General features: G+C 57.3%; 28 protein-coding genes. 18 read left to right on the top strand and 10 right to left on the bottom strand.

The genetic code is table 11. The features are described 5' to 3' along the window. The first annotated feature begins 130 nt into the window (after positions 1–130). On the top strand, positions 131–796 hold the full coding sequence (locus QMP16_RS11045) for an SDR family NAD(P)-dependent oxidoreductase (RefSeq protein ID WP_282120155.1): 666 nt from the start codon (positions 131–133) through the stop codon (positions 794–796). A 5-nt stretch (positions 797–801) separates the two neighbouring features. On the opposite strand, the gene QMP16_RS11040 is transcribed toward QMP16_RS11045, so the two are convergent. Continuing rightward, positions 802–2,259 (bottom strand): MORN repeat-containing protein, encoded by a 1,458-nt coding sequence (locus QMP16_RS11040; protein WP_282152425.1) that lies wholly within the window; start codon positions 2,257–2,259, stop codon positions 802–804. Between the two features lie 147 nt (positions 2,260–2,406). On the opposite strand from QMP16_RS11040, the gene QMP16_RS11035 reads away from it, so the two are divergent. The 3 genes from QMP16_RS11035 to QMP16_RS11025 all read left to right on the top strand — a co-directional run bounded on the left by QMP16_RS11035 (position 2,407) and on the right by QMP16_RS11025 (position 6,117). After that, positions 2,407–4,065, top strand: a complete 1,659-nt coding sequence (locus QMP16_RS11035) for an NAD+ synthase (protein ID WP_282152424.1) — start codon at positions 2,407–2,409, stop codon at positions 4,063–4,065. Between the two features lie 284 nt (positions 4,066–4,349). Next, the gene (locus QMP16_RS11030; RefSeq protein WP_282152423.1) at positions 4,350–4,634 is read left to right on the top strand and encodes a hypothetical protein; all 285 of its coding nucleotides are present in this window, start codon (positions 4,350–4,352) and stop codon (positions 4,632–4,634) included. Positions 4,635–4,788: 154 nt separating this feature from the next. Further along, positions 4,789–6,117: an NAD(P)/FAD-dependent oxidoreductase gene (locus QMP16_RS11025; protein ID WP_282152422.1), complete on the top strand. Its 1,329-nt coding sequence runs from the start codon at positions 4,789–4,791 to the stop codon at positions 6,115–6,117. A 4-nt stretch (positions 6,118–6,121) separates the two neighbouring features. On the opposite strand, the gene QMP16_RS11020 is transcribed toward QMP16_RS11025, so the two are convergent. Further along, positions 6,122–7,054 (bottom strand): MBL fold metallo-hydrolase, encoded by a 933-nt coding sequence (locus tag QMP16_RS11020; RefSeq protein WP_282152421.1) that lies wholly within the window; start codon positions 7,052–7,054, stop codon positions 6,122–6,124. A gap of 117 nt (positions 7,055–7,171) precedes the next feature. Between QMP16_RS11020 and QMP16_RS11015 the strand changes: the two genes are divergently transcribed. Together QMP16_RS11015 and gltX are read left to right on the top strand one after the other, a co-directional pair. Next, positions 7,172–7,606, top strand: coding sequence for a DUF1801 domain-containing protein (locus tag QMP16_RS11015; RefSeq protein WP_282152420.1), 435 nt, complete (start codon positions 7,172–7,174; stop codon positions 7,604–7,606). Positions 7,607–7,666: 60 nt separating this feature from the next. Beyond that, complete coding sequence (gltX, locus tag QMP16_RS11010) at positions 7,667–8,992, top strand: glutamate--tRNA ligase (RefSeq protein ID WP_282152419.1); 1,326 nt, start codon at positions 7,667–7,669, stop codon at positions 8,990–8,992. A 51-nt stretch (positions 8,993–9,043) separates the two neighbouring features. Here the strand turns inward: gltX and QMP16_RS11005 are convergent, their stop codons facing one another. Beyond that, positions 9,044–9,613 (bottom strand): gamma-glutamylcyclotransferase family protein, encoded by a 570-nt coding sequence (locus QMP16_RS11005; protein WP_282152418.1) that lies wholly within the window; start codon positions 9,611–9,613, stop codon positions 9,044–9,046. A 95-nt stretch (positions 9,614–9,708) separates the two neighbouring features. Between QMP16_RS11005 and QMP16_RS11000 the strand changes: the two genes are divergently transcribed. Continuing rightward, the gene (locus tag QMP16_RS11000) at positions 9,709–10,161 is read left to right on the top strand and encodes an RrF2 family transcriptional regulator (protein ID WP_109312998.1); all 453 of its coding nucleotides are present in this window, start codon (positions 9,709–9,711) and stop codon (positions 10,159–10,161) included. Here QMP16_RS11000 and QMP16_RS10995 read toward each other — a convergent pair. Together QMP16_RS10995 and QMP16_RS10990 are read right to left on the bottom strand one after the other, a co-directional pair. Then, positions 10,158–12,686, bottom strand: coding sequence for an ABC transporter permease (locus QMP16_RS10995; RefSeq protein WP_282152417.1), 2,529 nt, complete (start codon positions 12,684–12,686; stop codon positions 10,158–10,160). The genes QMP16_RS11000 and QMP16_RS10995 overlap by 4 nt on opposite strands. Next, positions 12,683–13,378 carry an ABC transporter ATP-binding protein gene (locus QMP16_RS10990; protein ID WP_113792130.1) on the bottom strand — a complete coding sequence of 232 codons (696 nt, stop codon included), beginning with the start codon at positions 13,376–13,378 and terminating at the stop codon, positions 12,683–12,685. The genes QMP16_RS10995 and QMP16_RS10990 overlap by 4 nt, the downstream gene beginning before the upstream one ends. A 51-nt stretch (positions 13,379–13,429) precedes the next feature. Here QMP16_RS10990 and QMP16_RS10985 point away from each other — a divergent pair, with 51 nt between their 5' ends. Together QMP16_RS10985 and QMP16_RS10980 are read left to right on the top strand one after the other, a co-directional pair. After that, positions 13,430–14,071, top strand: coding sequence for an arylesterase (locus QMP16_RS10985; protein ID WP_282152416.1), 642 nt, complete (start codon positions 13,430–13,432; stop codon positions 14,069–14,071). A 4-nt stretch (positions 14,072–14,075) separates the two neighbouring features. Next, positions 14,076–14,690, top strand: coding sequence for an SOS response-associated peptidase (locus QMP16_RS10980; protein ID WP_282152415.1), 615 nt, complete (start codon positions 14,076–14,078; stop codon positions 14,688–14,690). A 5-nt stretch (positions 14,691–14,695) separates the two neighbouring features. Here QMP16_RS10980 and QMP16_RS10975 read toward each other — a convergent pair whose 3' ends face one another. Both QMP16_RS10975 and QMP16_RS10970 read right to left on the bottom strand, forming a co-directional pair. After that, complete coding sequence (locus QMP16_RS10975) at positions 14,696–15,256, bottom strand: L,D-transpeptidase (protein WP_108860147.1); 561 nt, start codon at positions 15,254–15,256, stop codon at positions 14,696–14,698. A gap of 178 nt (positions 15,257–15,434) precedes the next feature. Beyond that, on the bottom strand, positions 15,435–15,641 hold the full coding sequence (locus tag QMP16_RS10970; protein WP_058273677.1) for a cold-shock protein: 207 nt from the start codon (positions 15,639–15,641) through the stop codon (positions 15,435–15,437). A gap of 520 nt (positions 15,642–16,161) precedes the next feature. Here QMP16_RS10970 and QMP16_RS23645 point away from each other — a divergent pair. Then, positions 16,162–16,455, top strand: coding sequence for a transposase (locus QMP16_RS23645; RefSeq protein WP_432653401.1), 294 nt, complete (start codon positions 16,162–16,164; stop codon positions 16,453–16,455). A 470-nt stretch (positions 16,456–16,925) separates the two neighbouring features. Beyond that, entirely contained in the window at positions 16,926–17,141 is a 216-nt protein-coding gene (locus QMP16_RS10965) for a hypothetical protein (protein WP_282152414.1), read from the top strand. 242 nt (positions 17,142–17,383) lie between these two features. On the opposite strand, the gene ettA is transcribed toward QMP16_RS10965, so the two are convergent. Continuing rightward, entirely contained in the window at positions 17,384–19,039 is a 1,656-nt protein-coding gene (gene ettA / locus QMP16_RS10960) for an energy-dependent translational throttle protein EttA (RefSeq protein ID WP_282152413.1), read from the bottom strand. Positions 19,040–19,256: 217 nt separating this feature from the next. On the opposite strand from ettA, the gene QMP16_RS10955 reads away from it, so the two are divergent. The 4 genes from QMP16_RS10955 (at position 19,257) to dacB (ending at position 22,512) form a co-directional block, all read left to right on the top strand. After that, positions 19,257–19,835 carry a hypothetical protein gene (locus QMP16_RS10955; protein ID WP_282152412.1) on the top strand — a complete coding sequence of 193 codons (579 nt, stop codon included), beginning with the start codon at positions 19,257–19,259 and terminating at the stop codon, positions 19,833–19,835. Between the two features lie 12 nt (positions 19,836–19,847). After that, positions 19,848–20,315 (top strand): MOSC domain-containing protein, encoded by a 468-nt coding sequence (locus QMP16_RS10950; RefSeq protein WP_282152411.1) that lies wholly within the window; start codon positions 19,848–19,850, stop codon positions 20,313–20,315. A 32-nt stretch (positions 20,316–20,347) separates the two neighbouring features. Continuing rightward, entirely contained in the window at positions 20,348–20,968 is a 621-nt protein-coding gene (locus QMP16_RS10945; protein ID WP_282152410.1) for a nicotinate-nucleotide adenylyltransferase, read from the top strand. A 65-nt stretch (positions 20,969–21,033) separates the two neighbouring features. Then, positions 21,034–22,512 carry a D-alanyl-D-alanine carboxypeptidase/D-alanyl-D-alanine endopeptidase gene (gene dacB, locus QMP16_RS10940; protein ID WP_282152409.1) on the top strand — a complete coding sequence of 493 codons (1,479 nt, stop codon included), beginning with the start codon at positions 21,034–21,036 and terminating at the stop codon, positions 22,510–22,512. 2 nt (positions 22,513–22,514) lie between these two features. Here dacB and QMP16_RS10935 read toward each other — a convergent pair whose 3' ends face one another. Then, positions 22,515–22,937 (bottom strand): tellurite resistance TerB family protein, encoded by a 423-nt coding sequence (locus QMP16_RS10935; RefSeq protein WP_058273455.1) that lies wholly within the window; start codon positions 22,935–22,937, stop codon positions 22,515–22,517. A gap of 81 nt (positions 22,938–23,018) precedes the next feature. Further along, the gene (locus QMP16_RS10930) at positions 23,019–23,486 is read right to left on the bottom strand and encodes an Lrp/AsnC family transcriptional regulator (RefSeq protein WP_282152408.1); all 468 of its coding nucleotides are present in this window, start codon (positions 23,484–23,486) and stop codon (positions 23,019–23,021) included. A 109-nt stretch (positions 23,487–23,595) separates the two neighbouring features. On the opposite strand from QMP16_RS10930, the gene phhA reads away from it, so the two are divergent. From phhA to QMP16_RS10915, 3 genes are all read left to right on the top strand, one after another. Next, positions 23,596–24,396 carry a phenylalanine 4-monooxygenase gene (gene phhA / locus QMP16_RS10925; RefSeq protein WP_282152407.1) on the top strand — a complete coding sequence of 267 codons (801 nt, stop codon included), beginning with the start codon at positions 23,596–23,598 and terminating at the stop codon, positions 24,394–24,396. Between the two features lie 7 nt (positions 24,397–24,403). Beyond that, entirely contained in the window at positions 24,404–24,757 is a 354-nt protein-coding gene (locus tag QMP16_RS10920) for a 4a-hydroxytetrahydrobiopterin dehydratase (RefSeq protein WP_282152406.1), read from the top strand. Positions 24,758–24,878: 121 nt separating this feature from the next. Further along, a complete protein-coding gene (locus tag QMP16_RS10915) occupies positions 24,879–26,453 on the top strand; it encodes a lysine--tRNA ligase (RefSeq protein WP_282152405.1) in 1,575 nt (524 codons plus the stop codon). Positions 26,454–26,482: the final 29 nt, after the last annotated feature.

Below are 26,482 nucleotides of genomic sequence, written 5' to 3'. Positions count from 1 at the left end.
TTGATCATGGGGTTGAGGTTATACATCGCGCGGCGGGAATGAAAAGAACGAATTTACCTCCGGCATATGAAGAGATTTCTTTTTTCCCACATGTGTTGATCACGCATTGCCGACGGCTAGTTCAACCCGCATGGAAACAGCACTTATCATCGGCGCCTCGGGTGGGATCGGAGGTGCAATCGCCGACAGGCTTCGGCAACAGTCGGTCGACGTCACCACGTTGTCCCGGTCACAGGACGGATTTGATTTGACCGACCCCGAGATCGTAGATCGGACATTGGCGGGCGTTTCCGGTCCGTTCGACCTGATCCTGGTCGCGGCTGGCGCTCTTGAGGTTAATGGTGCCACCCCCGAGAAAACCATCAGACTGCTATCCGCGCCGGCGATGATGGATCAGTTCGCGCTGAATGCGGTCGGACCTGCGTTAGTTCTTGCGCATGCCGCGCGCTTGCTGCCGCGCGACCGGCGCGCCGTCTTTGCGGTTTTGTCTGCACGTGTGGGGTCGATTGGTGACAACCGGCTTGGTGGATGGATCAGTTATCGGGCGTCCAAGGCCGCGCTGAACCAGATTGTCCGCACATCCGCGATCGAGCTTGCCCGGAGCCATAAACAGGCGATCTGCGTCGCCTTGCACCCCGGTACGGTTACGACAGCATTCACCCGGAAATATGTTGGGCGGCACCCTGCGGTTGCACCTGATGAGGCCGCCCGGAACCTGCTATCCGTATCAGCCGCGTTAAATGCGGCTGATACGGGTGGGTTTTTTGACTGGGCGGGAAAGCCAGTGCCCTGGTAGCTTGATTACCCGTCAGAGGCGGATGTATCAGGCTCGGTTTCGGTATCCGTCGCGTCGGGCGCACTTACGTTCTCACTGGGCAGGACCCCGTTTTCCCAAACGCCGGTTTCTTCCAGGCCATTGGCATAACGCATCGTGCCATTGCCGTGGCGTTTGTTATCCAGAAAGGTGCCTTCGTACACGTCGCCGGTGGCATAGGTTGCCACACCCTGACCACTGATTTTGCCTTCGGCCCAGCCGCCGGTATAGCTGAATCCGCGTGGGGTTTTTATAGTTCCCTCGCCGTGACGCTGACCGTCTTGGAAATCACCTTCATAGGATGTTCCGTCAGGAAAAGTTGCCTTGCCTTTACCCTGACGCGCGCCATCTACCCAGTCGCCTTCGTACCGATACCCGTTAGCGAATGTCAGAACGCCCGTGCCATGGCTCAGACCGTTCTTGAACTGTCCTTGGTAAACAACACCGTTGGGATACGTGGCCTTACCGTTGCCCTCAAAGATGCCAGCCGTCCATTCGCCGTCATAGACGGTGCCATCCGGATAGGTCTGAACGCCTTTGCCATGCGGCAAATCTGCGCTGAAATCACCGGTATAGGTCGCGCCATCAGGATAGGTGACCTCACCCAGTCCTTCGATCTGGCCGTCCACCCATTCGCCGGTGTAATCAAACCCGTCGGTCCCAAGAAAGCGTCCCTTTCCATGGCGGCGGTCATCGGCATATTCGCCCTCATAGGTCGCGCCGTTGGCATAGGTGGCCTTGCCATTGCCCTGACGGCGGCCATCAACCAGATCGCCCTCGTAAAGGTCGCCATTGGCCTGCAACAAGCGGCCCTTGCCGGTCATGCGGTCCTGAGACCACGTGCCAGTATATGTCATGCCATCCGGAACGGTCAGAGTTCCCTGGCCATCGCGCAAGCCGTTGTTGATTTGCCCTTCATAGATGCTGCCTTGCGTCGAGGTGATTTTGCCCTCGCCGTGCTTGACGCCATCCTTCCAGTCGCCATCGTAGACGTATCCGCTGGGGTCGGTCAGGACACCTTTGCCGTGATAGCGGGCGTCTTTGAAGCTGCCCTCGTAACGGACGCCGTTGGTGTATTTTGCAATTCCGGTTCCGTTGATTGACCCTTCGGCCCAGTCCCCCTCATAGCTGCCGCCGTCGGGGTAGATGATCTTGCCCTGCCCCTCGGGTTGCCCCTTCGCGAACATCCCCTCATAGACCGAGCCGTTGACATAGCGCGCTATGCCATTGCCCTGAATTTCGCCTTCGACCCATTCGCCGACATATTCGAACCCGTTCGGCAGGCGGTAAGTGCCCTCGCCGTGTCGCAGGCCGTTCAGGAAAGTGCCCTCGTACACGCCGCCAACATCATCATCCGCAACGATAACCTGTCCGTCCTGCGCAAAGGCGGATGTGGCCAGTAAAGCCATCGCCGTGGCGGCCAAAGAAATGCGGATAGCGTTCATGGTTTTTCCTGCCTTGCCCGGTTGTCACGTTTTAAAGCAAAACTAAGATACCCGTGCGGACAGAGCAACGTGTTTTGCCGCATTTGACTTTCACTCGCGGTGCGATCTGCTAAATGGCATTAGGACTGACGAGGGCAAGAGGGCAGCATGGCCAACCGTTTCCGCATTACTCTGGCACAACTCAATCCCGTTGTTGGGGACATCCAAGGCAATTTGGACAAGGCGCTTGCGGCGTGGGAGCAGGGACGCGAAGCTGGTGCCGACCTTGTGGCTTTCCCCGAAATGTTCATTACCGGTTACAACACCCAGGACCTGGTGATGAAGCCGGTGTTCCATCAAGCGGCCATGGCGGCGGTTCAGTCGCTGGCTGCGCAATGTGCCGATGGACCCGCCATAGCAATTGGCGGTCCGTGGACGGAAGACGGTAAGCTTTTTAATGCCTACCTGATCCTCAAGGGCGGTCGCATCGGCAGCAAGGTGCTGAAACATCACTTGCCGAATGAAACCGTGTTCGACGAGGTGCGCCTGTACGACGCGGGCCCTTTGGGGGGGCCGTACTCGGTTGGCAACTCGCGGATCGGTAGCCCGATTTGCGAAGACAGCTGGCACCCGGATGTTTCGGAAACACTGGAAGAGACCGGGGCCGAGTTTCTGCTGATCCCCAATGGTTCACCTTACTTCCGCAACAAATATGATGTGCGCCTGAACCATATGGTCGCCCGTGTGGTCGAGACCGGCCTGCCGCTGATCTATCTGAACATGGTGGGCGGTCAGGACGATCAGGTTTTTGATGGCGCGACTTTCGGCCTGAATCCGGGCGGAGAACTGGCTTTTCGAATGCCGGTCTTTGATGAGGCCGTAACACATGTCGATTTGGAGCGCGGTGATGAGGGTTGGCGTATTATGCCTGCTGAAGTTGTGCCGCAGCCGGATGAATGGGAGCAGGACTATCGTGCCATGGTCCTGTCCCTGCGCGATTACATGGGCAAGACCGGGTTCAAAAAGGCGTTGTTGGGGCTATCGGGTGGAGTGGACTCGGCGTTGGTCGCGGCAATTGCTGTTGATGCAATCGGTGCGGAAAACGTCCGTTGCGTGATGCTGCCGTCGGAATACACCAGCCAGGCCTCGCTGGATGACGCTGAAGCTGTCGCCAAGGCGCTGGGCGTGCATTACGACTATGTTCCGATCTCGGACAGTCGGGCGGCGGTGACAGACACTCTGGCCTCGTTGTTTGCGGGCCGCGAGGCGGATTTGACCGAGGAAAACGTCCAATCCCGCCTGCGCGGTTTGCTGCTGATGGCGATCTCGAACAAGTTTGGCGAAATGCTGCTGACCACGGGCAACAAGTCCGAGGTGGCTGTTGGTTACGCGACCATCTATGGCGACATGAATGGCGGTTATAACCCGATCAAGGATCTGTATAAAACGCGCGTGTTCGAAACATGCCGCTGGCGCAATGCCAATCACCGTGACTGGATGATGGGCCCCGAAGGTGAGGTGATCCGACCGTCGGTCATTGATAAACCCCCCAGTGCTGAGCTGCGCGAAGACCAGAAAGACAGTGACAGCCTGCCGGACTACCCGGAACTGGACGCGATCCTGGAAATCCTGGTCGACCGCGATGGCTCGATCGCTGATTGCGAAGCAGCAGGATTCGAAGCAGATGTCGCCCGTCGCGTAGAGCATCTGATCTATATCAGCGAATATAAGCGGTTTCAGTCCGCACCAGGTACGCGCTTGACCAAGCGAGCCTTCTGGCTGGACCGCAGATACCCGATTGTGAATCGTTGGCGTGATCGGTCTTGAGCTGAAACCACGCGTATTTTTTTAAGTCTCCGATCGTTTCCAAAAAGGGTGCTTGAGAGCGCGCTTTTATTCATTGTCCCTGTGGCGGGGACAGTGCACATCTAGATTCGGCTTAGGCCGTTTAACACGCTTGAAATCAGGACATTTTTCTGACACATTTTAGCTTAATTGCCGCCTCATGTGGGGCAGATGCGGCGCATTCTTAAGTGGCTCGATGTTTATGATCGAGTTTTGTTTGTTACGCATCGTGAATTGCGTGTCTGTGTTAACGATTTGGTGTGAAAATGCGTGAGCAATACGATAGACCACTCCACTCGCCACTTCCGTGGCGTTCGATGGAAACCAAGGGTCATGAACTAGACGAAGATCAGGTTGATTCTGCCATTGCCGACCTTTTGGGGGCTGAGATGTCGTCAGAGCAAAAATCGGAACCAGCGGAATCTGTGGCCTCTTCGGTTCTGCCTGAGCTGCCTTCACAAGAAAGCATGGGCGAAGATTTGGCCGGCAACGATGCCGGATTGACAGCCACATTGCGTCAGAAGTGGGCTGAACTCTGCGGCGCGGCTTAACGGCCTGGACCTGTTGAATCCAACAGTGCCAGAGATCATTCTGGCACTATAACCACAGCTTGTGAAAATTGTGATCCATGCATCAGGCGGTATGTTGCCTATTGCCTGATACCGCGCATTCATTGCAGTCCGAGCAATGAAGTAAGAGCGGCGGATGCCCGGTCCAAAACCAACTCCTGTAGAACCTGATCTGCATCTGCCCAAGTCTGTTGACGTTGTGGTCATAGGCGGCGGAATCATCGGCGCATCAACAGCTTTAGAGCTGTCAGAGCGGGGCGCGTCAGTCTTGCTGTGCGAAAAAGGCCATATTGCGGGCGAACAAAGTTCGCGAAACTGGGGATGGGTGCGTTTGGGGCTGCGGGACCCTCGGGAAATCCCGCTCATGCTAGAAGCGCAGCAGATCTGGCAGGATCTGGATCAACGCACAGGGCGCCAAACCGGATTTGCGCGTTCCGGCATCCTTTTTGGCGCCTCGGGGAAGCGGGATCATGCAAAACTTGAACGCTGGATGCGCCATGTTGAAGGTCTGCACACTGGCGCTCAGATGGTTTCGGGTGCTGAACTGGGTGGCTTGCTGCCCGACAATCAATCGGGGTTGAAAGTTGCCCTGCACATGCCACAGGATGGACGGGCTGAACCGCAATGGGCCGCCCCTGCGATCGCTGAAGCCGCACGAGACAAAGGGGCGTGCCTGATGACCAACTGCGCTGTGCGCAGCGTTGATGTCGAGAACGGTTATGTCTCAGGTGTGTTTACCGAACGTGGCCGGGTGGCCTGTGCACGGGTGGTTCTTGCCGGAGGCGCGTGGTCGCGGCTGTTTGCGGGCAATGCGGGGATTGACCTGCCACAGCTTAAGGTTCTCAACACGGTCTTACGCACTTCACCGGTGAATGGGCCGGAAACAGCAATATGGTCAGATGACTTCGCGATGCGAAAAAGGGCCGATGGCGGTTATACAATTGCATCCGGGCACGAGAATACGGTTGATATTGTCCCGGATAGTTTTCGGCTTGCGCTTCAGTTTGTTCCGGCGTTCCGACAGGAATGGAGATCCTTGCGTTTCAGGCTGTCCAAACGCTGGGCGGCAGAGGCCGGTGAGGACCGAACATGGTTACACACCGACGTCACGCCATTCGAACATTGCCGTGTGCTGGATCCTGAGCCCTCGGCCAAGGTCCTGAGGCGGACATGGGCGCGCGCGCGCAAAGGGTTCCCGGTGCTGGAGCAGGCAGAGATCGTTCAAAGCTGGGCAGGCTTGATCGACGTCACCCCGGACGCCATTCCGGTAATATCTTCAGTCGATACCATGCCAGGGATGTTCATCGCCACGGGGTTTTCAGGTCATGGATTTGGGATCGGCCCCGGAGCGGGGCGTTTAATGGCCGATCTGGTTTGTGAAACGACGCCATGCGTTGATCCGGCCGCCTTTCGCCTGTCCCGATTTACGGATGGTTCAAAGGTGCGGCCGGACCCGGGATACTAGGGTACTATCCCATCATCTGATAGCTGACTGGCACAAAGCGGAACCCATCGCCACGGGGTTCAACGAAGCCAGCCGCCGGGAATGGCATGTGATAGCCGATCATCGGAACCTTGTCGGCGGCCAGCATGCCCAGCACGTCGCGGCGCGACGCCGTGGCTGCGGCCTTATCCATGTCAAAGCGAACCTCCCATTCGGGATGGGCAAAGGACCAGACATAGTGGTTGGCTAGATCGGCGGTCAAAACCAGACGCTGACCGTTGCTTTCTAGATGATACACCGTGTGGCCAGGCGTATGGCCATAAGCTGCAACAGCGGTGATACCCGACGAGACTTCGCCGCCATTTTCAACAAAGGTCATCTTCTCGGCCAAAGGTGTGACCTTGGCCGCGACCAGATCTCCGACACGATTGCCTGCGTCCTGCGCCGCCCAGAAGTCATATTCCGGAGAGGAGGTGACATAGCGCGCGTTTGGGAAGGTCGGCGCGTCATTGGTGGTCATGCCGCCGATATGGTCGGGGTGCATATGGGTGATGACGACGACATTGATTTGATCCGGTGTCACACCTGCATCGGCCAATGCCGCCTGAATTCCACCTTGCCCCAACCCCGTGTCGAACAGGACCAGCTCAGACCCGGTGTTGACCAGAGTCGGGGTAAAGAAGAACTGCGCGACATCCGGTGAGATGAAATTGTCTGCTGAGACTTTCGCGAAGTCTTCATCTGACGCTCCGCCGCCAAAGATTTCCTGGGCGCCATCGCGTGGCAGGCTGCCATCCAGCAGTGTCGTTACGGTGAAATCGCCCAACGCAAAGGATTTGGCGATGGTTGAGTTTGCCTTGGCTTCGGCTCCGGCTGCCAGAACCGGCGCTGCGGCGGCAGCGAAGGGCAAAGCTGCCGCGGTACCCAGTGCCGCGCGGCGTGTCAATTTGATGGTCATATTGGTTCTCCCTGTCAGAACGGCATTCAGTGAGTTTAGGTCTGCGCAAGTCTCTTGCCAGTTTATACACAAATCAAATGGGCTGCGTGGATGAACATTACGTGTTAATTTTTGTTAATGGCGCGATCTGGGAATAAAACCGCCCCCACAGGGCAAAGCGTCGAGGGCTTTTTGGCGGCAATTCAACCGGCGAAGAAGGCAGATGATGCGCGGGTGTTGGATGCCCTCTTTCGGCACGCGACCAGGTTTGAACCTGTTATATGGGGGGCGTCGATTGTGGGCTATGGTCGTTACCATTATCGCTACAAGTCCGGGCGCGAAGGAGAGTTTCTGGCAACCGGGTTTTCCCCGCGCAAAACGGCTTTGTCGATCTACATCATGCCCGGCTACGCAGATTTCGGGGATATTCTGTCCAGATTGGGTAAACACAAGCTGGGCAAGTCCTGTCTCTATGTGAACAAGCTGGCGGATATTGACAGGAATGTTCTGTCTGAACTGATTTGCGCCGGGTTAAAGGACTTGGATCGGCACTGGCCGGTCCAGCCGACCTGAACGCCTTTGCTGGACAATTGGCCAATCCTGTGACAAGAGCCGCGCCAACAGGAGACACCTATGACAACCACCCGTTTTGCCCCGTCGCCCACCGGTTACATCCACGTGGGCAACCTGCGCACCGCCCTGATGAACTATCTGATCGCCCGCAAGGCCGGCGGCACGTTCATCTTGCGGATCGACGACACCGATCCTGAGCGGTCGAAAGAAGAATATGTCGACGCCATCAAACAGGACATGGAGTGGCTGGGTCTGCATTGGGACCGGGTTGAGCGTCAGTCGGATCGTCTGGACCGTTATGCCGAAGCCGCAGACAAGCTGCGCAAGATGGGCAGGTTCTATGAGGCGTTTGAGACGCCCACCGAGCTGGACCTCAAGCGCAAGAAGCAACTGAACATGGGCAAGCCGCCGGTTTATGACCGCGCCGCGCTGAACCTCTCGGATGCTGAGAAAGAGGCGCTGCGGGCCGAGCGCGGCAGCGGCGTCTGGCGCTTCAAGCTGGATCACGAGCGGATCGAGTGGAATGACGGCATTCTGGGCGACATCTCGATCGATGCGGCATCCGTGTCCGATCCGGTTCTGATCCGGGGCGATGGTCAGGTTCTCTATACGATTGCGTCGGTGGTGGATGACACCGAAATGGGCGTCACCAATGTGGTACGCGGCTCGGACCATGTGACCAACACCGCGACCCAGATTCAGATCATCGAGGCGCTGGGCGGTACCTGCCCGCGCTTTGCGCATCACTCGTTGTTGACCGGTCCTCAAGGAGAGGCCCTGTCAAAACGGTTGGGCACGCTTGCCCTGCGTGATCTGCGTGAACAGGGCGTGCAGCCGATGGCGTTGCTGAGCCTCATGGCGCGTCTGGGCTCATCCGACCCGGTTGAGCTGCGCTCGGAAATGACGGAACTGATTGAAGGCTTCGATGTGAACCGTTTTGGGGCCGCGCCGACCAAGTTCGATGTGCAGGACCTGTTCCCGCTGACGGCAAAGCATTTGCAGTCCCTGCCTTTGGCCGACGTGGCCGAGGCCGTGGCTGATGCTGGTGTTCCTGCCGATCTGGCCGAACCCTTCTGGGCGATGGCACGCGAGAACATCACCACTTTGGCTGATCTCAAGGGCTGGTGGGAACTGTGTCGCGATGGGGCTGAGCCGCTGATCGCGGATGAGGACCGTGAGTTTATCGCCGAGGCTATGGCGCTGCTGCCTGAAGGATCGTTCGATGGCGAAACCTGGGGCAAATGGACCAGCACGGTTAAAGAAGCGACCGGCCGTAAGGGCAAAGGGCTGTTCATGCCGCTGCGCAAGGCGCTGACCGGCATGGAGCGGGGGCCTGAGATGGCCACTCTGTTGCCACTGCTGCAGGTGATCCGCGCAAAAGCTTGAACGTATTGCAGAGAATGAGGAAAGTCGGGGTCGTTCGATCCTGCCTTTTTTCTATGCGTTCTGCACAATCCGGGCTGAGAGACGGCTGAGATGATCATCCACGAATTCGGTCTCAACCGGATTCAACTGCTGATGGCGCGGGTATCGGGGCTCGGCCCGGTCGTTCAAGATTGGTGCATCCCATCCATCTGTGGTGGCAAAGAAACGACCTGCGCCGTCTTCACCAAATGCGCGCAGGTATCCCTGTACGACCACATCAATGTAACTCAGTAGCAATGGGTGATGATTGCTTGGAGCGTTGTGCCGGTCAAGAGGCACAGCGTAGACGGCAATCTCGACCTCGTGCTTTATCGGGTGCGTGACGGATTGTGTGGCGGGAATTCGGCTATAGGCCCACTCTCGTTCGTCTAGCGCGATCCAATCATTTTTCGGCACATGTGCAATCATGCCTTCGATCTCGGACGCAGGGTCCGAAACTGCCGTCAGAAAGGCGACCGGTCGCAGGTCAGTGTGTCGCCACGCGCGTCGCCAGCCTTTTAGCCGGGCAGGATGCGGATCGGGAAAGTCATGAGTCGAAAGGTTCACAAGGCTGCCGTAGCCAAAGAAATAGGGATCTGCCATGGGCCGGTGCGTCCTTTCCTGACGATTGATGTATGTCAAACCGCTTTTTGGCCAGACATGCAATAAGTCTGCATCTAGAAATTTGGGAGGTCACGATGCGGATAACCAAACGGACGAACATTGCGGTACGGCTGCTGATGTATTGTGCAGCTCATCAGGATAGGCTGGTTACCAAGTCCGAGATTGCCGAAGTCTGCAATATTTCCGAGAACCATCTGGCGCAGGTCATCAATCAGCTTAGCCAGTTGGACTATCTTAGCACCCAACGCGGTCGTAACGGTGGTATGGTTCTGGCGCGTTCGGCCGAACAGATCCGGATCGGATCGGTGTTTCGTGATGTCGAAGGCAACCTGCCGCTGGCCGAGTGTTTTGCGGATGCCGACAACACCTGCCCATTGACGGATGCATGTCGATTGCGGATGGCGCTTCAGGACGCGGCTGAGGTCTTCTATGCCTCACTGGACGAGATCACGCTCGACGCCCTGATCTGCGACAACGATCCTTTACTGCAGATACTGCAACCGGTTACCTGCGCGCGCGCCGGTTAATCGCTGGCACGCAGGATGCGGGCTGGGCGGACGGCCAGGGGTCGCAGAGCAAAGATCAGCCCCGCGCCAAGCGTCACGATGATGCCCGCCAGAACAATTCCGATTGCGGACGGCCAGATCACCGAGAATTTCGTGTCGAAAATATAGGTGGCAACGGCCCACCCACCCAGGATGCCGGTCAGCAGCGCAACGCCACCTGCGGCCGTACCCAACAGCGCGGCGCGCAGGGCAAAGCTGAACAGGATGCGCTGCCGGTCCGCGCCTAGTGTTTTGAGGATCGCGGCCTCATATCGGCGCGCGGGTTCCCCGGCCGCGGCAGCACCGATGAGGACCAAGAAGCCGGTCAGCAGAGAAATACCCGCGCCATAAGACGTGGCCGCTGCGATGCCCGCCAGCAGGCCCGAAACGCGGTCAATCGCGTCGCGCACCCGGATCGCCGTTATGTTGGGGAATTTCCCGGCCAAATCGCGCAGAATTTCCGTTTCGGCCTGTTCTTCGGCATAGACCGTCGCGATGAAACTGTGCGGGGCACCTGCAAGGGCCGATGGATTCATCGACATGATAAAGCCCATACCGGCGTTCGAGAAATCAACCTCGCGCGTTGATGTGAGTTCTGCGGTAATGTCCCGGCCTAAAATGTTCACGGTCAGTTGGTCGCCGAGCTTCAGGCCCATTTCTTCCGCCTCCTCGGCTGCGAAACTCACCTGTGGCGTACCGGTATAGTCATCGGCCCACCATTCGCCCGAGGTGATGCGTGCGTTTTCGGGCGGACGGACGGAATAGGTGACGCCCCGGTCGCCATCCAGAACCCAATGATCGCCTGCCATTTCGCGGGCGGGTTTGCCGTTGATCTGTGTGATGATCCCGCGCAGCATCGGTGCGCTTTCGATCCGGCTGACGCCGGGGTCGGTGGTCAACCTGTCATTAAATCCCGGCATCTGGTCCTTCTGGATGTCGACGAAGAAGTAAGACGGGGCAACGTCCGGCAAGTTGCCGGAAATTGCATTGCGCAAGGTGCCGTCGATCTGTCCAACGGCCGCTAGAACCGAAAGCCCAAGACCCAGAGACAGTACAACGGATGCAGCGCCCTCTCGCGGGTCGGAAATGGCCGACAAGGCCCACCGAAGGGCCGGACGCCCGCGCGCTGATGGGGCGCTAAGCCGAGCCAGCCGGCGCACCGCATAGGCCGCAGCGGACAGCAGCAGCAACGCGCTCACCAACCCTCCGGCGGTCCAGAACGTCAGGCGCGCCGAGCCGCTGAACCAGGCAGCTGACGCGATCAGCAGCGCGAGGCCGAAACCAGTTGCGATGAGGTATACCCCTCGTGGAACCGCACGCGCTGAGGTCAGAGCATCCCGAAACAGGGTCGCTGCGCGGACGTCTTCGGTGCGGGCAAGGGGCCAGAGCGTGAACAGAAAGGCCGTCAGTAAGCCGTACAAAGCTGCTTCGGCAAGCGGCGCCGGATAAAACGAGAAAACCGCGGGTACAGGCAGCCGGGCTTCAATCAAGGGTGCCAGCAGCAGCGGCAGCAACCCGCCCAAGGTAAGGCCCAGCAAGATGCCGATTCCGGACAGGACACCGATTTGGATCATATAAGTTTGGAATATTGTCGCCTTGTCAGCGCCCAGTGTGCGCAATGTCGCGATGGTCTCTGTCTTTTGGGACAGATAGGCGCGCACGGCCGCGGAAACTCCGATGCCGCCGACTGCAAGGCCTGATAACCCGACCAGAACCAGAAATGCGCTGAGCCGCCCGACGAATTCCGCAATCCCCGGCGCTCCGTTGCGAGCATCAGTCCATCGCATACCGGTGCCCTCAAAATTCTGACGCGCTTCTACCGCTAGATCTTGTAGATCGGTCCCTGATGGCAGGGCCAGGCGGTATTTGGTGGAAAACAGAGTTCCCGGGGCCAACAGGCCAGATGCTTGCAAGTCTTCGGTCCGCACCAGCGTGCGAGGGCCCAGACCAAAGCCATCTGCCGCCCCGTCCGGTTCATGGATCAATGCGGCGGTCAGGATGAATTCCTGCGTCCCTAGTGCAAAGTGATCTCCGACGGAAAGACCCAACCGGTCAATCAGCGACGGATCCACTACCGCGCCGGGAAGACCTTGATGTGTCCCTAAAGCCACCGACAGGGGCATTGCAGGCTTCAATACCGGAGATCCCAACAACGGGTAGGTGTCGTCGACTGATTTAACCTGTGTCAGCGCGCGTTGCGTTTCAGCGTCCTGATCGGCAACGGCCATTGAGCGAAAATCGACCACTTCAGAGACAGCTGTTCCGGTCTGGTCCATCCAGGCGCGTTCGTCATTTGTAGCAAACCGGTAGGTGAATTCCAGTTGCGCATCCCCACCCAACAGGGCCGCCCCTTCTTCGGCCAATCCAGCCTGGATCGCGTGGCGCACCGACCCAACTGCTGCGATTGCTGCGACACCCAGCGCAAGACACGCGAGGAAAACGCGAAACCCACGCAGCCCCCCCCGAAGTTCACGGCGTGCCAGCCGCCCGGCCAGCCGAAGGCTCATTCCGCGGCCTTTTGCTGGCTGTCTTCCGAAATCCGCCCGTCGCGCAAGCGCACAACCCGATCGCACCTGCGCGCCAGACTATGACTATGGGTTACAAGCACCAGAGTGGCACCGTGTTTGTCGCGCAGGCCGAACAATAGATCGACGATCGCCGCGCCGTTCGTTTCGTCCAGATTTCCTGTTGGCTCATCCGCCAGCAAAATCTGCGGACGCGGTGCTGCGGCGCGGGCCAGTGCAACGCGTTGTTGTTCGCCGCCTGACAATTGCGCCGGATAATGATCGCGGCGATGCGACAGGCCAACCGCGTCAAGTTCTGCCGCGGCGCGTTGAAACGCATCCTTGTGTCCTGCCAATTCCAGCGGCGTGGCCACATTTTCCAGGGCAGTCATGGTTGGGATCAGATGAAAGTTCTGAAAGACGACCCCCATAGCATTGCGCCGGAAACGGGCCAGAGAATCCTCATCCATGCCAGTCAGATCCTGGCCAAGGGCTGTGATCTTGCCTGCGCTTGCCTGTTCCAACCCGCCCATCAGCATCAGCAGCGAGGATTTACCGGACCCGGACGGTCCGACAAGCCCAAGCGTTTCGCCTTTTGCGACGGTCAGGTTAATCTCATGCAGGATATTGACCCGGCCGGCATTGCCATCCAGCGACAAAGCGGCATTTTGAAGCGAAAGAACAGGTGTCGTCATAGGTACTTCCAAAAGGAGGCGGTCATTTTGGGATATGGAGTGGTTCAAAAAATGCGCAAGGCTCTGATGGCTTTACTGTTTGCGTGTTGCGGCTTTGCCGCCACAGCGGAACCGTTGGTCATCGCGGCCCTCGGGGACTCGCTGACACAAGGATACGGGCTGCCGGAACAGGACGGGTTCGTACCACAGTTGGATCAGTGGCTGAAGGATCAGGGCGCTGATGTGCAATTGATCAATGCCGGAGTTTCCGGGGATACGACGGCCGGCGGCGCGGCGCGTGTCGATTGGACACTGACACCTGACGTGGACGCGATGATTGTGGCGCTGGGCGGCAATGATTTGTTGCGCGGTATCGATCCGGCTGTGTCGCGCGCGAACCTTGAGACAATCGTAACCTCCGCCCAGGCGGCGGAGGTAGAGGTTTTGCTGATCGGAATGCAGGCACCGGGGAATTACGGGGTCGATTACAAGCAGGCATTTGATGCGATGTACCCGGATCTGGCCAAGGCATATCAACTTGTGTTTGCAGAAAGTTTTTTTGAAGGGTTGCAGCCAAACGGCGACCCGAACGCAGTCCGGCAGTTCATGCAACCGGATGGAATTCACCCCAACAAAGAAGGCGTGGCGCGGATCGTAGCAGAGCTTGGGCCTTACGTGTTGGAGTTGGTCGAAACCTCGGCCAAGCAGGATTGAGAAGATGCCCGGGCGATTTTTTCTGACACGGCCAATGTCTGAGGTCGCCCAGGCACTGAACGTCCGATGTGATGTGGACCTGCAGCCGCTGCGAAAAAACATTCAACCGGGTCAGGAATTGATCGTCCTGACTGCCCACGGCCTGACACCCATGCGATGGGGCATGATCCCGGTTGGGCGCGTCAATGCGCGTGGTCGGCCTGTGATGGAAACTATAATCAACGCCCGGTCCGAAACCGTCTTTGACAAAACCGCCTTCGACGGCGTTGGCCGGGCCGTGGTTCCGGTGGACGGGTGGTACGAGTGGACGGGTGAAAAACGTCGAAAAACCGCATGGCGGATCGCCTCGGCGAATGGCTCACCTCTGTTCTTCGCTGCGATCACCGACAGTTGGCAGGCTCCGGGCGGTCTGCGCGTTGACCAATTTGCGGCTGTGACCTGCCCACCAAATGCCGATCTGGAGCCGATACACCATCGAATGGGTGTCCTGCTGGATCCTGCCGACATTCAGACATGGCTTACAGGAACCGAGGACGACGCCAAGGCGCTGGCGCAGCCTTGGCCTGACGGGTTGTTGCAGATTGAAGAAGCGACGGACGTCGACTGGTCCGGGCCGTGACCGCCTCAGACCACCGTGACCACAGTTCCGACCGGTACACGTTCATACAAGTCGATGACATGGGCGTTCAGCATCCGAATGCATCCGTTTGAGGCCGCGCGCCCGATGGTTTGCGGCTGCGTCGTCCCGTGGATACGGAAATAGGTGTCGACCCCATTCTGAAACAGGTAGAGCGCGCGTGCCCCCAGCGGGTTACCATCACCGCCCGGTTGAACATAATCATTGTCCTTGAACTTAGCGTAAGTCAGCGGTTCACGTTCGATCATCTCGTTCGTGGGGCGCCATGTCGGCCACTCTTTCTTGACGTCGATCGTGGCTGTGCCGGTGAATTCCAGACCTGCCTTGCCAACGCCGCACCCATAACGGATTGCCTTGCGCGGTTCGGTGATGAGATACAGATAGAAGGACCGTGGCGCGACCAGAAGCTGCCCCGGCAGAAATTGTTTCTTGACTCGAACGAATTGGGGCGTGGGGTCGTATTCAACGGCCTTCTTCTTGGCCGAAGCAATACCGGGTGCCAGGCCAGCGGCTGCAGATGCTGCAAGGAAAGTACGACGTGTGAACATATCGGTTCTCTTTAAGACAACAAGGAAATCGTAAACCAGTGTCGGAATGATAACCGATCTGGTCAATCATCTGCCAAGAGTAACCGTATTGTGATGTAATCGCAGAGACACACTTCTGTTGCAGTTTTGTCCCGCGTGATGTGAAAAGGGCAGAGGTAACCTCTGCCCTTTCATGGCCTTAGGCCAGTGCGATATCGTCGGCGCTTTCGCGGCCGTCACGTCCAGCGCGCAGCTCGTACGTGACTTTCTGGTTGTCGGCCAGACCGGTCAGGCCCGAACGCTCGACAGCCGAAATGTGAACGAAGATGTCTTTGCCGCCATCCTCAGGTGCGATAAAGCCAAAACCTTTGGTGGTGTTGAACCATTTTACGGTGCCTGTGGGCATATCCGTTGTCTCCTGTTTAGTGCTGCCCACGGAGTTGCGGCAGCCCGGCGTCGTTGTCTGTATCGATAGACTGAGCGCCGGAAACGGTGACAGTGGGTCGAAATAGAAAAACGTAAGCCCCATTGATATGGCATCGGGGTGGGCGTGTGACAAGGGATTTTGTGCGTTTCGTACAAGGGTTTGAGGGCCAGTTTTCCGATTTGTACAAGAATCCGCCGATGGGTTTGGTTATTGGTTCGGCGACAATCGATAAGTTGAATCTCTAGATCAGCTCGCTGTATGGGCATCTGGAAACCTTTGACCAAGCCTGTGATCAGGTTGCGGCAGGACCAATAATCACCGCATTCGAATTCCCGGAGCCAGGTACTTTTTCACCGTGTCTCTGGCCGATCGATCATCGGATTTGTTGGTGCGCGAGGTGGCACATTTTGCGCGCGGCCGTTGTGGTGACGCAGAGATAGCGGCCGTTCTGGTGTGACGCGTTTGTTGTGTCGCCGGATCATCTGCAGCGGTTTGGACCTTGCCACCGGGAGATGCCGATTATTCCACACGGTGGCGGTTGATAAAAAGTCGGTTTGTGTGGGGCGTCGGCGCGTTCGGTCCGCGGAGTGGGTCGAAAGTTGTCAAACAGGAACGTGGGATTTGGCAACGCAGGTTTTGGGAGCACTGGATCCGTGATGTACGAGATTATCGCAATCACATGGCATATTGCCGGGTTAGTCCAGTCAAACACGGTTTCGTAAACCATCCAACCCATGCGCCATGTTCGTCGATGCACCGCGATGTTCGTGCGGGTCGGGTTGATCTGGAATGAATAGGTCGCGTCAACAAAAGAAAGCTTGAGGGACCGTAGGATCGGTGAATTCACCCATCCTTTTGAAAGATGGATTCTTTAAAACTGAGGAATGAAGGCTGCGAGCACCCATCTTGCGCTGCCGAAAAACCTCAGTTTAGAATCCAGACAACCCGCAAAAGAAGCACCCAAAACTATCAGCAATAAATAGTGTCGTAACGTCACGATAGGGGCAGTGGCATGAGCTTTAGCTCGCAAAGCCGCATCACAAAATGACTTTTTGACGGGCTTTTCAAAAATGACGCGAAACGCGGTTTTCTTCCCCGTTGGTGCGCGATCTTTCCTTCATATGTACGCTGCACCGCTGCGGGTGGCCACTCACGGAAACACGGTCCTTGAGCCGACGTCCACCGCACGCTCGGATCGGCCCGCAGCGGAACATTGCAACGAATATTCAGTTTCAAACAAATTCGAGAAACCCAACACGCACGGTGAAAGATATGTTTTTCAAGTCGATCCTAGACCATATTTTTAAATCAGCGGAGCAGGCAAATTCGGTGCCAAAAGAGCTTGCCGGGAAAACGCAAATTGCAAACTCTGGAGCGGTCAACAAAAAAGAACTGACTGTTCTTTTTGGAGATGTTCTAAACGAGAAACAGGTTCGGAGTGGTGAGAGCCAACAGCCAGTCGGCCAGTCGCAAAAGTAACTGATTTCCGCAGGCAGTTGTAAGGCACAGATCGAGAATGGGCGGACAACGTGACTTAAGTTGTGAGAGGCTGAACTCCGACCGGCTGCTTAGGGCTCACAAATGGTCTGGAGAAGCTGAGAAAAATAACCGCACACACCAGTCAAACCGTATTCCCGATTTCTACGCTGGTACTCACTCCAAACAGGCTATTTGAGGCCCGGAATCATATCCGTTGGTTCCGAGCTTCAAACAAAGTTTTTTTACCGCGCAAACTTCTTATGCTTCAACCGCTTGGGCTCCAGCGCGTCCGGTCCCAGGCGGCGCTTTTTGTCCTCTTCGTAGTCCTCGAAGTTGCCCTCGAACCATTCCACATGGGCATCGCCCTCGAACGCCAGAATATGCGTACAGATACGGTCCAGGAAAAAGCGGTCGTGTGAGATGACTACGGCGCAGCCGGCGAAATCGACCAACGCGTCTTCCAGCGCGCGCAGGGTTTCGACGTCCAGATCGTTGGTGGGTTCGTCGAGCAGCAGGACGTTGCCGCCCTCTTTCAGCAGACGGGCCATGTGGACGCGGTTGCGCTCACCACCCGACAGCAGCGAAACCTTTTTCTGCTGATCGCCGCCCTTGAAGTTGAAGGACGAGCAATAAGCGCGGGAATTGACCTGCGCGTCACCCAGCTGAATGATCTCGGCACCGCCGGTGATCGCCTCCCAAACAGTGTCGTTGTCCTTGAGGTCGTCGCGGGACTGATCGACATAAGACAGCTCGACCGTGTCGCCCAGCTTGATGGTGCCGTTGTCGGGTTGTTCCTGCCCGGTGAGCATCTTGAACAGCGTAGATTTACCGGCACCGTTGGGGCCGATAACGCCGACAATTCCGCCGGGGGGCAGGGCGAAATCCAGCCCTTCGATCAGTTGCTTGTCGCCCATGTGTTTCGACAGGCCCTCGACCTCGATCACCTTGCCGCCAAGGCGCTGGCCGTTGGGAATGACGATTTGGGCGCGGGTCAGCTTTTCGCGTTCGGACTGGTCTGCCAAATCGTTATAGGCGTTGATCCGGGCCTTGGATTTGGCCTGACGGGCCTTCTGGCCCTGACGCATCCATTCCAGTTCGCGCTGCAGGGTCTTCTGCTTGGACTTGTCCTCGCGCGCCTCCTGTTCCAGCCGTTTGGCCTTTTGTTCAAGCCATGCGGAATAGTTGCCCTCGTAAGGCAGACCCCGGCCCCGGTCGAGTTCAAGGATCCAGCCGGTGATGCTGTCCAGGAAATAGCGGTCGTGGGTGACGATCAGGATGGTGCCCTTGTAGTCGATCAGGTGTTGCTGCAGCCAGGCGATGGTTTCGGCGTCCAGGTGGTTGGTCGGTTCATCGAGCAGCAGCATGTCGGGGGCCTGCAGCAGCAGTTTGCAGAGCGCGACGCGGCGTTTCTCACCGCCCGAAAGGTTGGCGATGTTGGCGTCGTCGGCCGGGCAGCGCAGCGCCTCCATCGAGACGTCGATCTGGCTGTCGAGGTCCCACAGGTTCTGGCTGTCGATCTCGTCCTGCAGTTTGGCCATCTCATCAGCGGTTTCGTCGCTGTAGTTCATCGCCAGTTCGTTATAGCGATCAAGGATCGCCTTCTTTTCGGCCACGCCCAGCATGACGTTTTCACGAACGCTGAGGGTTTCATCCAGTTTCGGTTCCTGCGGCAGATAGCCGACCTTGGCACCCTCGGCGGCCCAGGCCTCGCCGGTGAAGTCCTTGTCGAGGCCCGCCATGATCTTCATCAGCGTCGATTTACCGGCGCCGTTGACGCCGACAACACCGATTTTCACACCGGGCAGAAAGCTCAGGTGGATGTTTTCAAAGCACTTTTTGCCACCGGGATAGGTCTTGGAGACACCCTGCATGTGGTAGACATATTGATAGGCGGCCATGTCGCGTCCTCTGGGTCGGGGAAATCAAGTTGGGCGGTGTGATAGCGGATGGTTGGGATGGGGGCAATCATGAACAATCAGGCCGGATGAAGCCGTCTGCACAGTTTGCAGGGACGTAGTGCCCAGTGGTTAAAACCAGCGGGTTCCGGGTGCTGGGGATTTCCTCTGTAAGGATTGCTGTATACACACAACCCAAACGGGAGATTGGTAAAAGAAGATGAGCAGTTATGTGATAATTTCGATGGCTTTTTTTGCTTTCGGCGCGATCAGTTCAATGGCGGCTCGTGCTGAAAATTTGCCGGACTGTAAGGCGTACAAAGACGCAACTTATTGCTCAACATACAATGTGGCGCAGATGTCGACGTCTCAAATCGAAGGGGGCGATTTTGCTTCTGCAGGTATTTTGACTATGCTTAGTGTTTCGAATGCGTCAGATCACGATATCAGGTACTATGTTACCTTTAAGTTCATTCAATCACTTGCAAATATCGAGGAAAAGTTCGCACTGACCGAAGACTACCGACAGCTCAAAAAGTCACTTTTGCACCAGATGCTTAAATATGTAGCTTTGACTGGTGATGAGATCAGAGCTCAAGTCTATTTGGCATACTTGGAATTTTTCATCGAACCGAAGGTGGAATTGCCAAAGAGCGTTAATTATCCTCAGATTGAACGGAAGCAGCAGTCAGCGGATTCCAAGCTTCATATTAAGTGTATTGTCGAAAGCGACGTTCCGTTTTTGCCGCTGAAAGAGATTGCTGAATCCGCCGAATTCAAAACATGTATGAACGGATAAACCGGAGGTTATTTGTCCCTGAGTGTATTGATATCCAACTGGTGCAAACCTGGCCGTATTGGCTGGATCGGTCTGCGACCTGAGCGTCGTGCGGAGATGGTCGCAGTTGAGGAGGGCATGATCTCCACCAATGGGCTTGATGGCGACCGGGGCCGCGCAGGCAAGCGGGCGGTGACGCTGATCCAGCAGGAGCATCTGGCGGCGATTGGGTCATATCTTGGGCAGGGGCCGGTTACTCCGGACATCCTGCGTCGCAATCTGGTGGTGTCAGGGATCAATCTGGCGACGCTCAAGGGGCGTGAGGTGCAGGTAGGCGAGGCCGTTCTGCGTTTTACCGTTATCTGCGCGCCGTGCAGCCGGATGGAGGAGGCGCTGGGCAAAGGCGGCTATTCCGCCGTGCGGGGGCATGGTGGGTGGTGCGCTGAGGTGGTGCGGCCGGGGCGGGTCACGTTGGGCGATGAGGTTCGACCGATTGATTGACAACGTTGACCAGTTCTGAACATCAGCAAGGCATGGATCGTTTTAGTATTCCATACGCGCGGCCCGGGCAGGTCATTGGGCTGTTCGGAGGGTCGTTTGACCCGCCGCACCAGGGGCATGTGCATGTCACGCTTGAGGCGATGAAGGCGTTTGGACTGGATCGGGTGTGGTGGCTGGTGTCTCCGGGCAACCCTTTGAAGGCGCGGGGGCCTGCGCCGCTTGCGCAGCGACTGGCGGCGGCGCGCGGGCTGATGCAACACCCTGGGGTCGAGGTGACGGATATCGAGACGCTCACCAGGACGCGCGCAACAGCGGATACGTTGGCCGAACTGCGGCGTCTTTATCCCAAAGTGCGGTTTGTCTGGATCATGGGCGCGGATAATCTGGCGCAGTTCCATAAGTGGAAGAATTGGCGGTTGATCATGGACAGCGTGCCTGTCGGTGTGATTGCGCGCCCCGGCGACCGGATTTCTGCGCGAATGTCCCCTGCTGCGCGGCTTTACGCCAAGTACCGCATAGATGGGCAGGCGCGGCGTCTGCTGGGGCGCGCCGATGCGCCCGCGTGGTGTTTCGTGAACGTACCGATGGTCGATGTAAGTTCCAGCCAAATCCGGGAGCGCGGTGGTTGGGGCGCTGAGGTGTTGCCGGAATAGCCACATGCGCGCATAATCCATATCTGTGGTTGTGCGTATTTAATCTGTGAGATTTTATTCGACTTATGACTGACCGATTTTCTCGACGTGGATTTTTAGCGGGGCTGGGGGCAGCTTTGATCCCTTCTGCTGTGCTGGCCGAGGCGCCTTTGGTTTCGTTGCGCCCTCAATTGCGCGGCGACGTACCGACCGGGGTCGAGCGACTTGTCCAAGCGGCCGGGCTGCGTGGTGAGGTGGTGTTCGCGGTGGCGGATGCAACAACGGGCACACAGCTGGAAGAGTTCAGCGGCGATCAGGGGCTGCCGCCAGCAAGCGTGGCCAAGGCGCTGACAGCTCTTTATGCGTTGGACGTCTTGGGATCGGACTACCGGTTCGAGACCGCCCTGATGGCGGATGGACTGATCGAAAATGGTATCCTGAAAGGTGACTTGATCCTTGTGGGAGGTGGCGACCCGCTGCTGGACACCGATGCGTTGGCCAATATGGCGGCGAATTTGCGTGAGGCTGGGATTTCCGAGGTTCAGGGTGCGTTCAAGGTTTATGAGGGGGCGCTGCCTTATGTGTTCAGTATCGATCCGGGGCAGCCGGATCATCTGGGCTATAGCCCTTCCATCAGTGGCATATCGTTGAATTTCAACCGGGTGCACTTTGAGTGGAAACGTGATGGTACCCGTTATGACGTGTCCATGGATGCGCGCAGCGCGCGGTACAAACCGTCGGTCGATGTGGCCTCTATGCAGATTGAGAAACGAAAAGCGCCTATCTACACCTATGAATCCAGCGCGCGGCAGGACCGCTGGACCGTGGCGCAAGGGGCGCTTGGGACTGGTGGGGCGCGGTGGTTGCCGGTGCGCAAGCCTGCGCTTTATGCGGGGGATGTGTTCAGGACGCTGGCGCGCGCGAATGGGATCCAGTTGGGTCGCGTACAGGTCATGCGCGAAGCGCCGAAGGGAACCTTGCTTGTGGTGCATCACAGTGATCCGCTGGACAGTATCTTGCGCGGCATGCTGAAGTATTCGACCAACCTGACGGCTGAGATGGTTGGTATGGCGGCCTCGCAAGCGCGCGGTGCAAATCTGCAAACCTTGGCGGATTCTGCGGCCGAGATGAACCGTTGGGCGACCGAGACATATGGCGTGACGGGGATCGCGATGGTGGACCACTCGGGTCTAAGCGATGCTTCCCGAATGGCACCGGGCGCTTTGGTGACAGCACTGGTCGCGGCGAAACAAGCGGACGCATTGAAACCATTGCTGAAAAAATTCACCCTTGCGGACAGTCAGGGGCGGCCTGTCAAAGATCACCCGATCAAGGTCGATGCCAAGACCGGTACGCTGAATTTTGTTTCTGGTCTTGGCGGCTTCATCACAACGCCGGACGGCTCGGAACTGGCCTTTGCCATTTTCACCGCCGATGTCGACCATCGGGCCACGATCCCGCGCGCGCAGCGCGAACGACCGCAAGGCGCGCGAAGCTGGAACAATCGCTCGCGCAAACTCCAACGCGCTCTGATCGAGCGCTGGGGGTCTATGGCCGGAAGCTAAGATCAGGTGGTGTGACGTGCCCGCGCGCCGCGTTCGATCGCGGCGGCATGCAGGCGATCAATGCTCAGCTCGTAACGAATTTCTTCAAGCAGGCGCAGCTCGGATTCCGCCAGCGAGCCGTCGGCGGCGGCCACATCACAGGCCAATGCATAGGCGGTTTCGTTCAGCCGTTCGGGCAGGTTGTCGCGGATCAGGCCGAACAGGGCGTCCAGCCCGTCTTCTTGTTCAAACAGGTCAAACACGGTTTGCGAAACGCGGCGGGTACGGTCGATGTCATACTCGGCAAAAACCGGCAGCATATTGACCGCGCCTTCGATCTTGACCAACTCAGCGGTGCGAATGGTCTCATCAGACGCAGAGATTGCAACCATGATCGCTACAAGGCAATCCTGAGGGGACATCGGGTGGGGTACTTGTTCGGTCATGGTGTCGTCCTGATTAGACTTTCTGCGTCAGCACGATAGGTGGGCAAGCGGGCAGGTTCAACGGGTTTCGCTTCGGCGAGGCTAGAGAATGGGCAAAGGACCGCGCGTTTTAGTTTGTCGCAATACAAAATTGCTGCGCGTGTCGCGCACAAGCCCGGACTTCAAAAGCCGCTGCATAATGAAGTGCTCAAGCTCTTCTGGCGTCTTGGCATAGACTTTCAGGATGAAATCGTGATCCCCGGTGATTGAGGCGCACTCGACGATCTGAGGTTCGGTTTCAATCAGGCGCAGGAACGCGTTGATGCTGTCCTCCTGATGCTCGCGCAAAGCTACGTGAACGTAGGCTATGGCGTTCAGCCCAACAGACTTGGCGCGTACCTGCGCGGTATAGCCGGAAATGATACCAGCGGCCTCGAGGTCGCGCACACGCCGCCAGCACTGCGAAGCGGATAACCCCGTGCGATCCGCAAGGTCCTGCATGGATTGGCGGCCATCTATCTGAAGTTCTTGCAAAATGGCGATATCGGCAGATTGAAGCGTTTGTCTCATAAATCATGACTCAATGACATATATTTGCCAAAATACTGGAATTCATCCGTTAATCCAAAGCAAATTCTTCAATCAGATGGCGTATTCTTTTCATAAGGGAGGAAAAGTGATGCCCAAGTCGACCAAATACGCCGCAAAGGTTGCCGATGCACGCGGCCATATCGCGTATACGCCGGAAGAGGATGCTGTTTGGGCCGACCTCTACGCGGCCCAACAAGAAAACGTTCAGCGCTATATGGCGCGGGACTACCTGGACGGGCTGCAGCGGCTGGACCTGCCAAAAACCACCGTGCCGTCCTGTGCCGATATCTCTGAACGGCTTCTGGATATGACCGGCTGGCGGGTGCAACCGGTGCCTGCGCTGATCGGGTTCAAGACTTTTTTCGGCATGCTAGCAGACAGGGTCTTTCCCGCCGCATCCTTTATCCGCTCGCGCGAGGATTTCGACTATATCGAAGAGCCCGATATCTTTCACGAGATATTCGGTCATACGCCCTTGCTGAGCGATCCCCGCTTTGCGGCTTTCAGCCATGCCATTGGGAAGGCCGGGGTACAGGCCAGCGACAAGGATTACTCTTGGCTGATCCGACTGTACTGGTTCTCAATCGAATTTGGACTGCGCCGTCAGGATGGTCAAATCAAGGCGCTGGGCTCAGGGCTTGCATCTTCGCCGACCGAGCTTGTCTATGCCGTCGAGAGCGATATTCCCGACCGGGATCCTTTTGATGTCATGACGATCCTGCGCACCCCCTATCGGATCGACATGCACCAGATGGGCTATTTCGTGTTAAACTCACCCGAGGATTTGTTTGCAGCTGCCGACCGCGACCTGTTGCAGGACGTGCGCAAAGCTCAATCCCTTGGACTGCTGCCGAACAAGTTTCCGGAAAAAGCAACCGCAGCGGAGTAAACGGATCATGACCACATCAGGAGAAACTTGCAGTCTTTCGGACCGTACTTGTCTGCCCTGTTCCGGCGGCGTCCCGGCTTTGACACGCGAAGAGGCCAACACCCACATGGCCGAGCTTTCAGCTGATTGGCGGTTGGATGCAGATGCAAAGATGCTGAGCCGGCATTTCAAGTTCAAGGGCTTTGCCAAGGCAACCTATCTAGCAAATCTCTGCGCGTGGTTGGCCGATCAGCAGGGACACCACCCGGATGTTTGTTTCGGGTGGGGATATGTGGATGTCAAACTGACGACCCATGAAATCGGTGGCCTGAGTGAGAATGACTTTATCTGGGCTGCTAAACTGGATCAGTTGACCGCTTAAATCGGCCAATCCATCAGGAAAAACAGCGCGCTTTATTGACTCATGCTGCACCGTCACAATAGGAGGGGTCGGTCGGTCGCATGGGGCGACCGGCACTGTTTTTCCCGATGGAGCAAATCTGATGTCTGAACTGCGTGAAACCGCAATGTCGTCCAAGGCCTGGCCTTTTGAAGAGGCGCGCCGGTTGCTCAAACGCTATCAGAAAGGGGCTCCGGAAAAGGGATACGTGCTGTTTGAAACAGGTTATGGCCCCTCGGGTCTGCCGCATATCGGCACGTTTGGCGAAGTTGCGCGAACGACGATGGTCAAACGCGCGTTTGAGGCGCTGTCGGATATTCCGACCAAACTTATCTGTTTTTCGGACGATCTTGACGGCATGCGCAAGGTGCCCAGCAACGTGCCCAACCCCGAGATTTTGGAACAGCATTTGCAGCGCCCGCTGACCTCGGTGCCTGATCCGTTCGGCACGCATGAAAGCTTTGGCGAACACAACAACGCAATGCTGCGCCGTTTTCTGGATACGTTTGGTTTCGAGTATGAATTCTACTCGGCCAAGGAATTCTACGAGTCCGGACGGTTTGACGAGATCCTGAAGCGTGCGGTTGAGCGTTATGACGAGATCATGGCGATCATGCTCAAAAGCCTGCGTGACGAACGTAAGCAGACCTATTCGATCTTCCTGCCGCTGCACCCCGAAAGCGGGCGGGTCATGTATGTGCCGATGAAAAAGGTCTGTGCTGAGACCTACACCGTGACCTTTGACGATGAGACCGGCAAGGAATGGACCGTTCCTGTCACGGGCGGCAACGTCAAGCTGCAGTGGAAGCCGGATTTCGGCGCGCGTTGGGCTGCGCTGGGCGTTGATTTCGAGATGTACGGCAAGGAACACGCCACGAACGAAAAGATATATGACGCGATCTGTCGAGCGCTGGGTGGCCGCGCACCCGAGCATTTCTCGTATGAGCTGTTCCTGGACGAAAACGGTCAGAAGATATCCAAATCTTCGGGCAATGGCGTGTCGATCGACGAATGGCTGACCTATGCGCCGACCGAAAGCCTGACTTACTTCATGTATCAAAAGCCCAAGACGGCTAAGCGGATGCATTTCGACGTTATTCCGAAAGCCTATGACGAATACCACCAGCAATTGCGCGCCTATCCGGGGCAGGATCTGAAGGCAAAGCTGAACAATCCCGTCTGGCATATTCACGGTGGGAACGTTCCGGAATCCACCCTGATCGTGCCATTCGCGATGTTGCTGAACCTTGCGTCTGTGTCCGGGGCCGAGGACAAAGAGGCGCTGTGGGGCTTTATCCGTCGCTATGCGCCCGAAGCCACGCCCGACACCCATCCTGACCTGGATCAGGCTGCGGGCTTTGCCGTGCGTTACTTCAACGATTTTGTCAAACCCACCCGCCAGCACCGCGCGCCGAACGATCAGGAACGCGAAGCGCTGGAGGCTTTGAAAGCCGCGCTTGAGGCCTATGATGGCCCGGTCGAGGACGAGGCGCTGCAGTCGGTGGTTTATTCCGTCGGGCGGGAACGGTTCGACCCGATGCGCGGTTGGTTCACTGCGCTTTATGAGGTGCTGCTGGGTGCCTCGCAGGGTCCACGCTTTGGCGGGTTTATCGCCCTTTACGGCGTGCCCGAAACCATCGCATTGATCGACAAGGCTTTGGCCGGGGATCTGGCCTGATTTGACCTGAAACCGCATGGGGCTACTCT

The sequence above is a fragment of the Ruegeria atlantica genome, from assembly GCF_947495585.1.
Classification (GTDB): Bacteria; Pseudomonadota; Alphaproteobacteria; order Rhodobacterales; family Rhodobacteraceae; genus Ruegeria; species Ruegeria atlantica_G.
The sequence above is the reverse complement of the archived record's forward strand: the minus strand, read 5'-3'. Positions and strand labels throughout refer to the sequence as shown.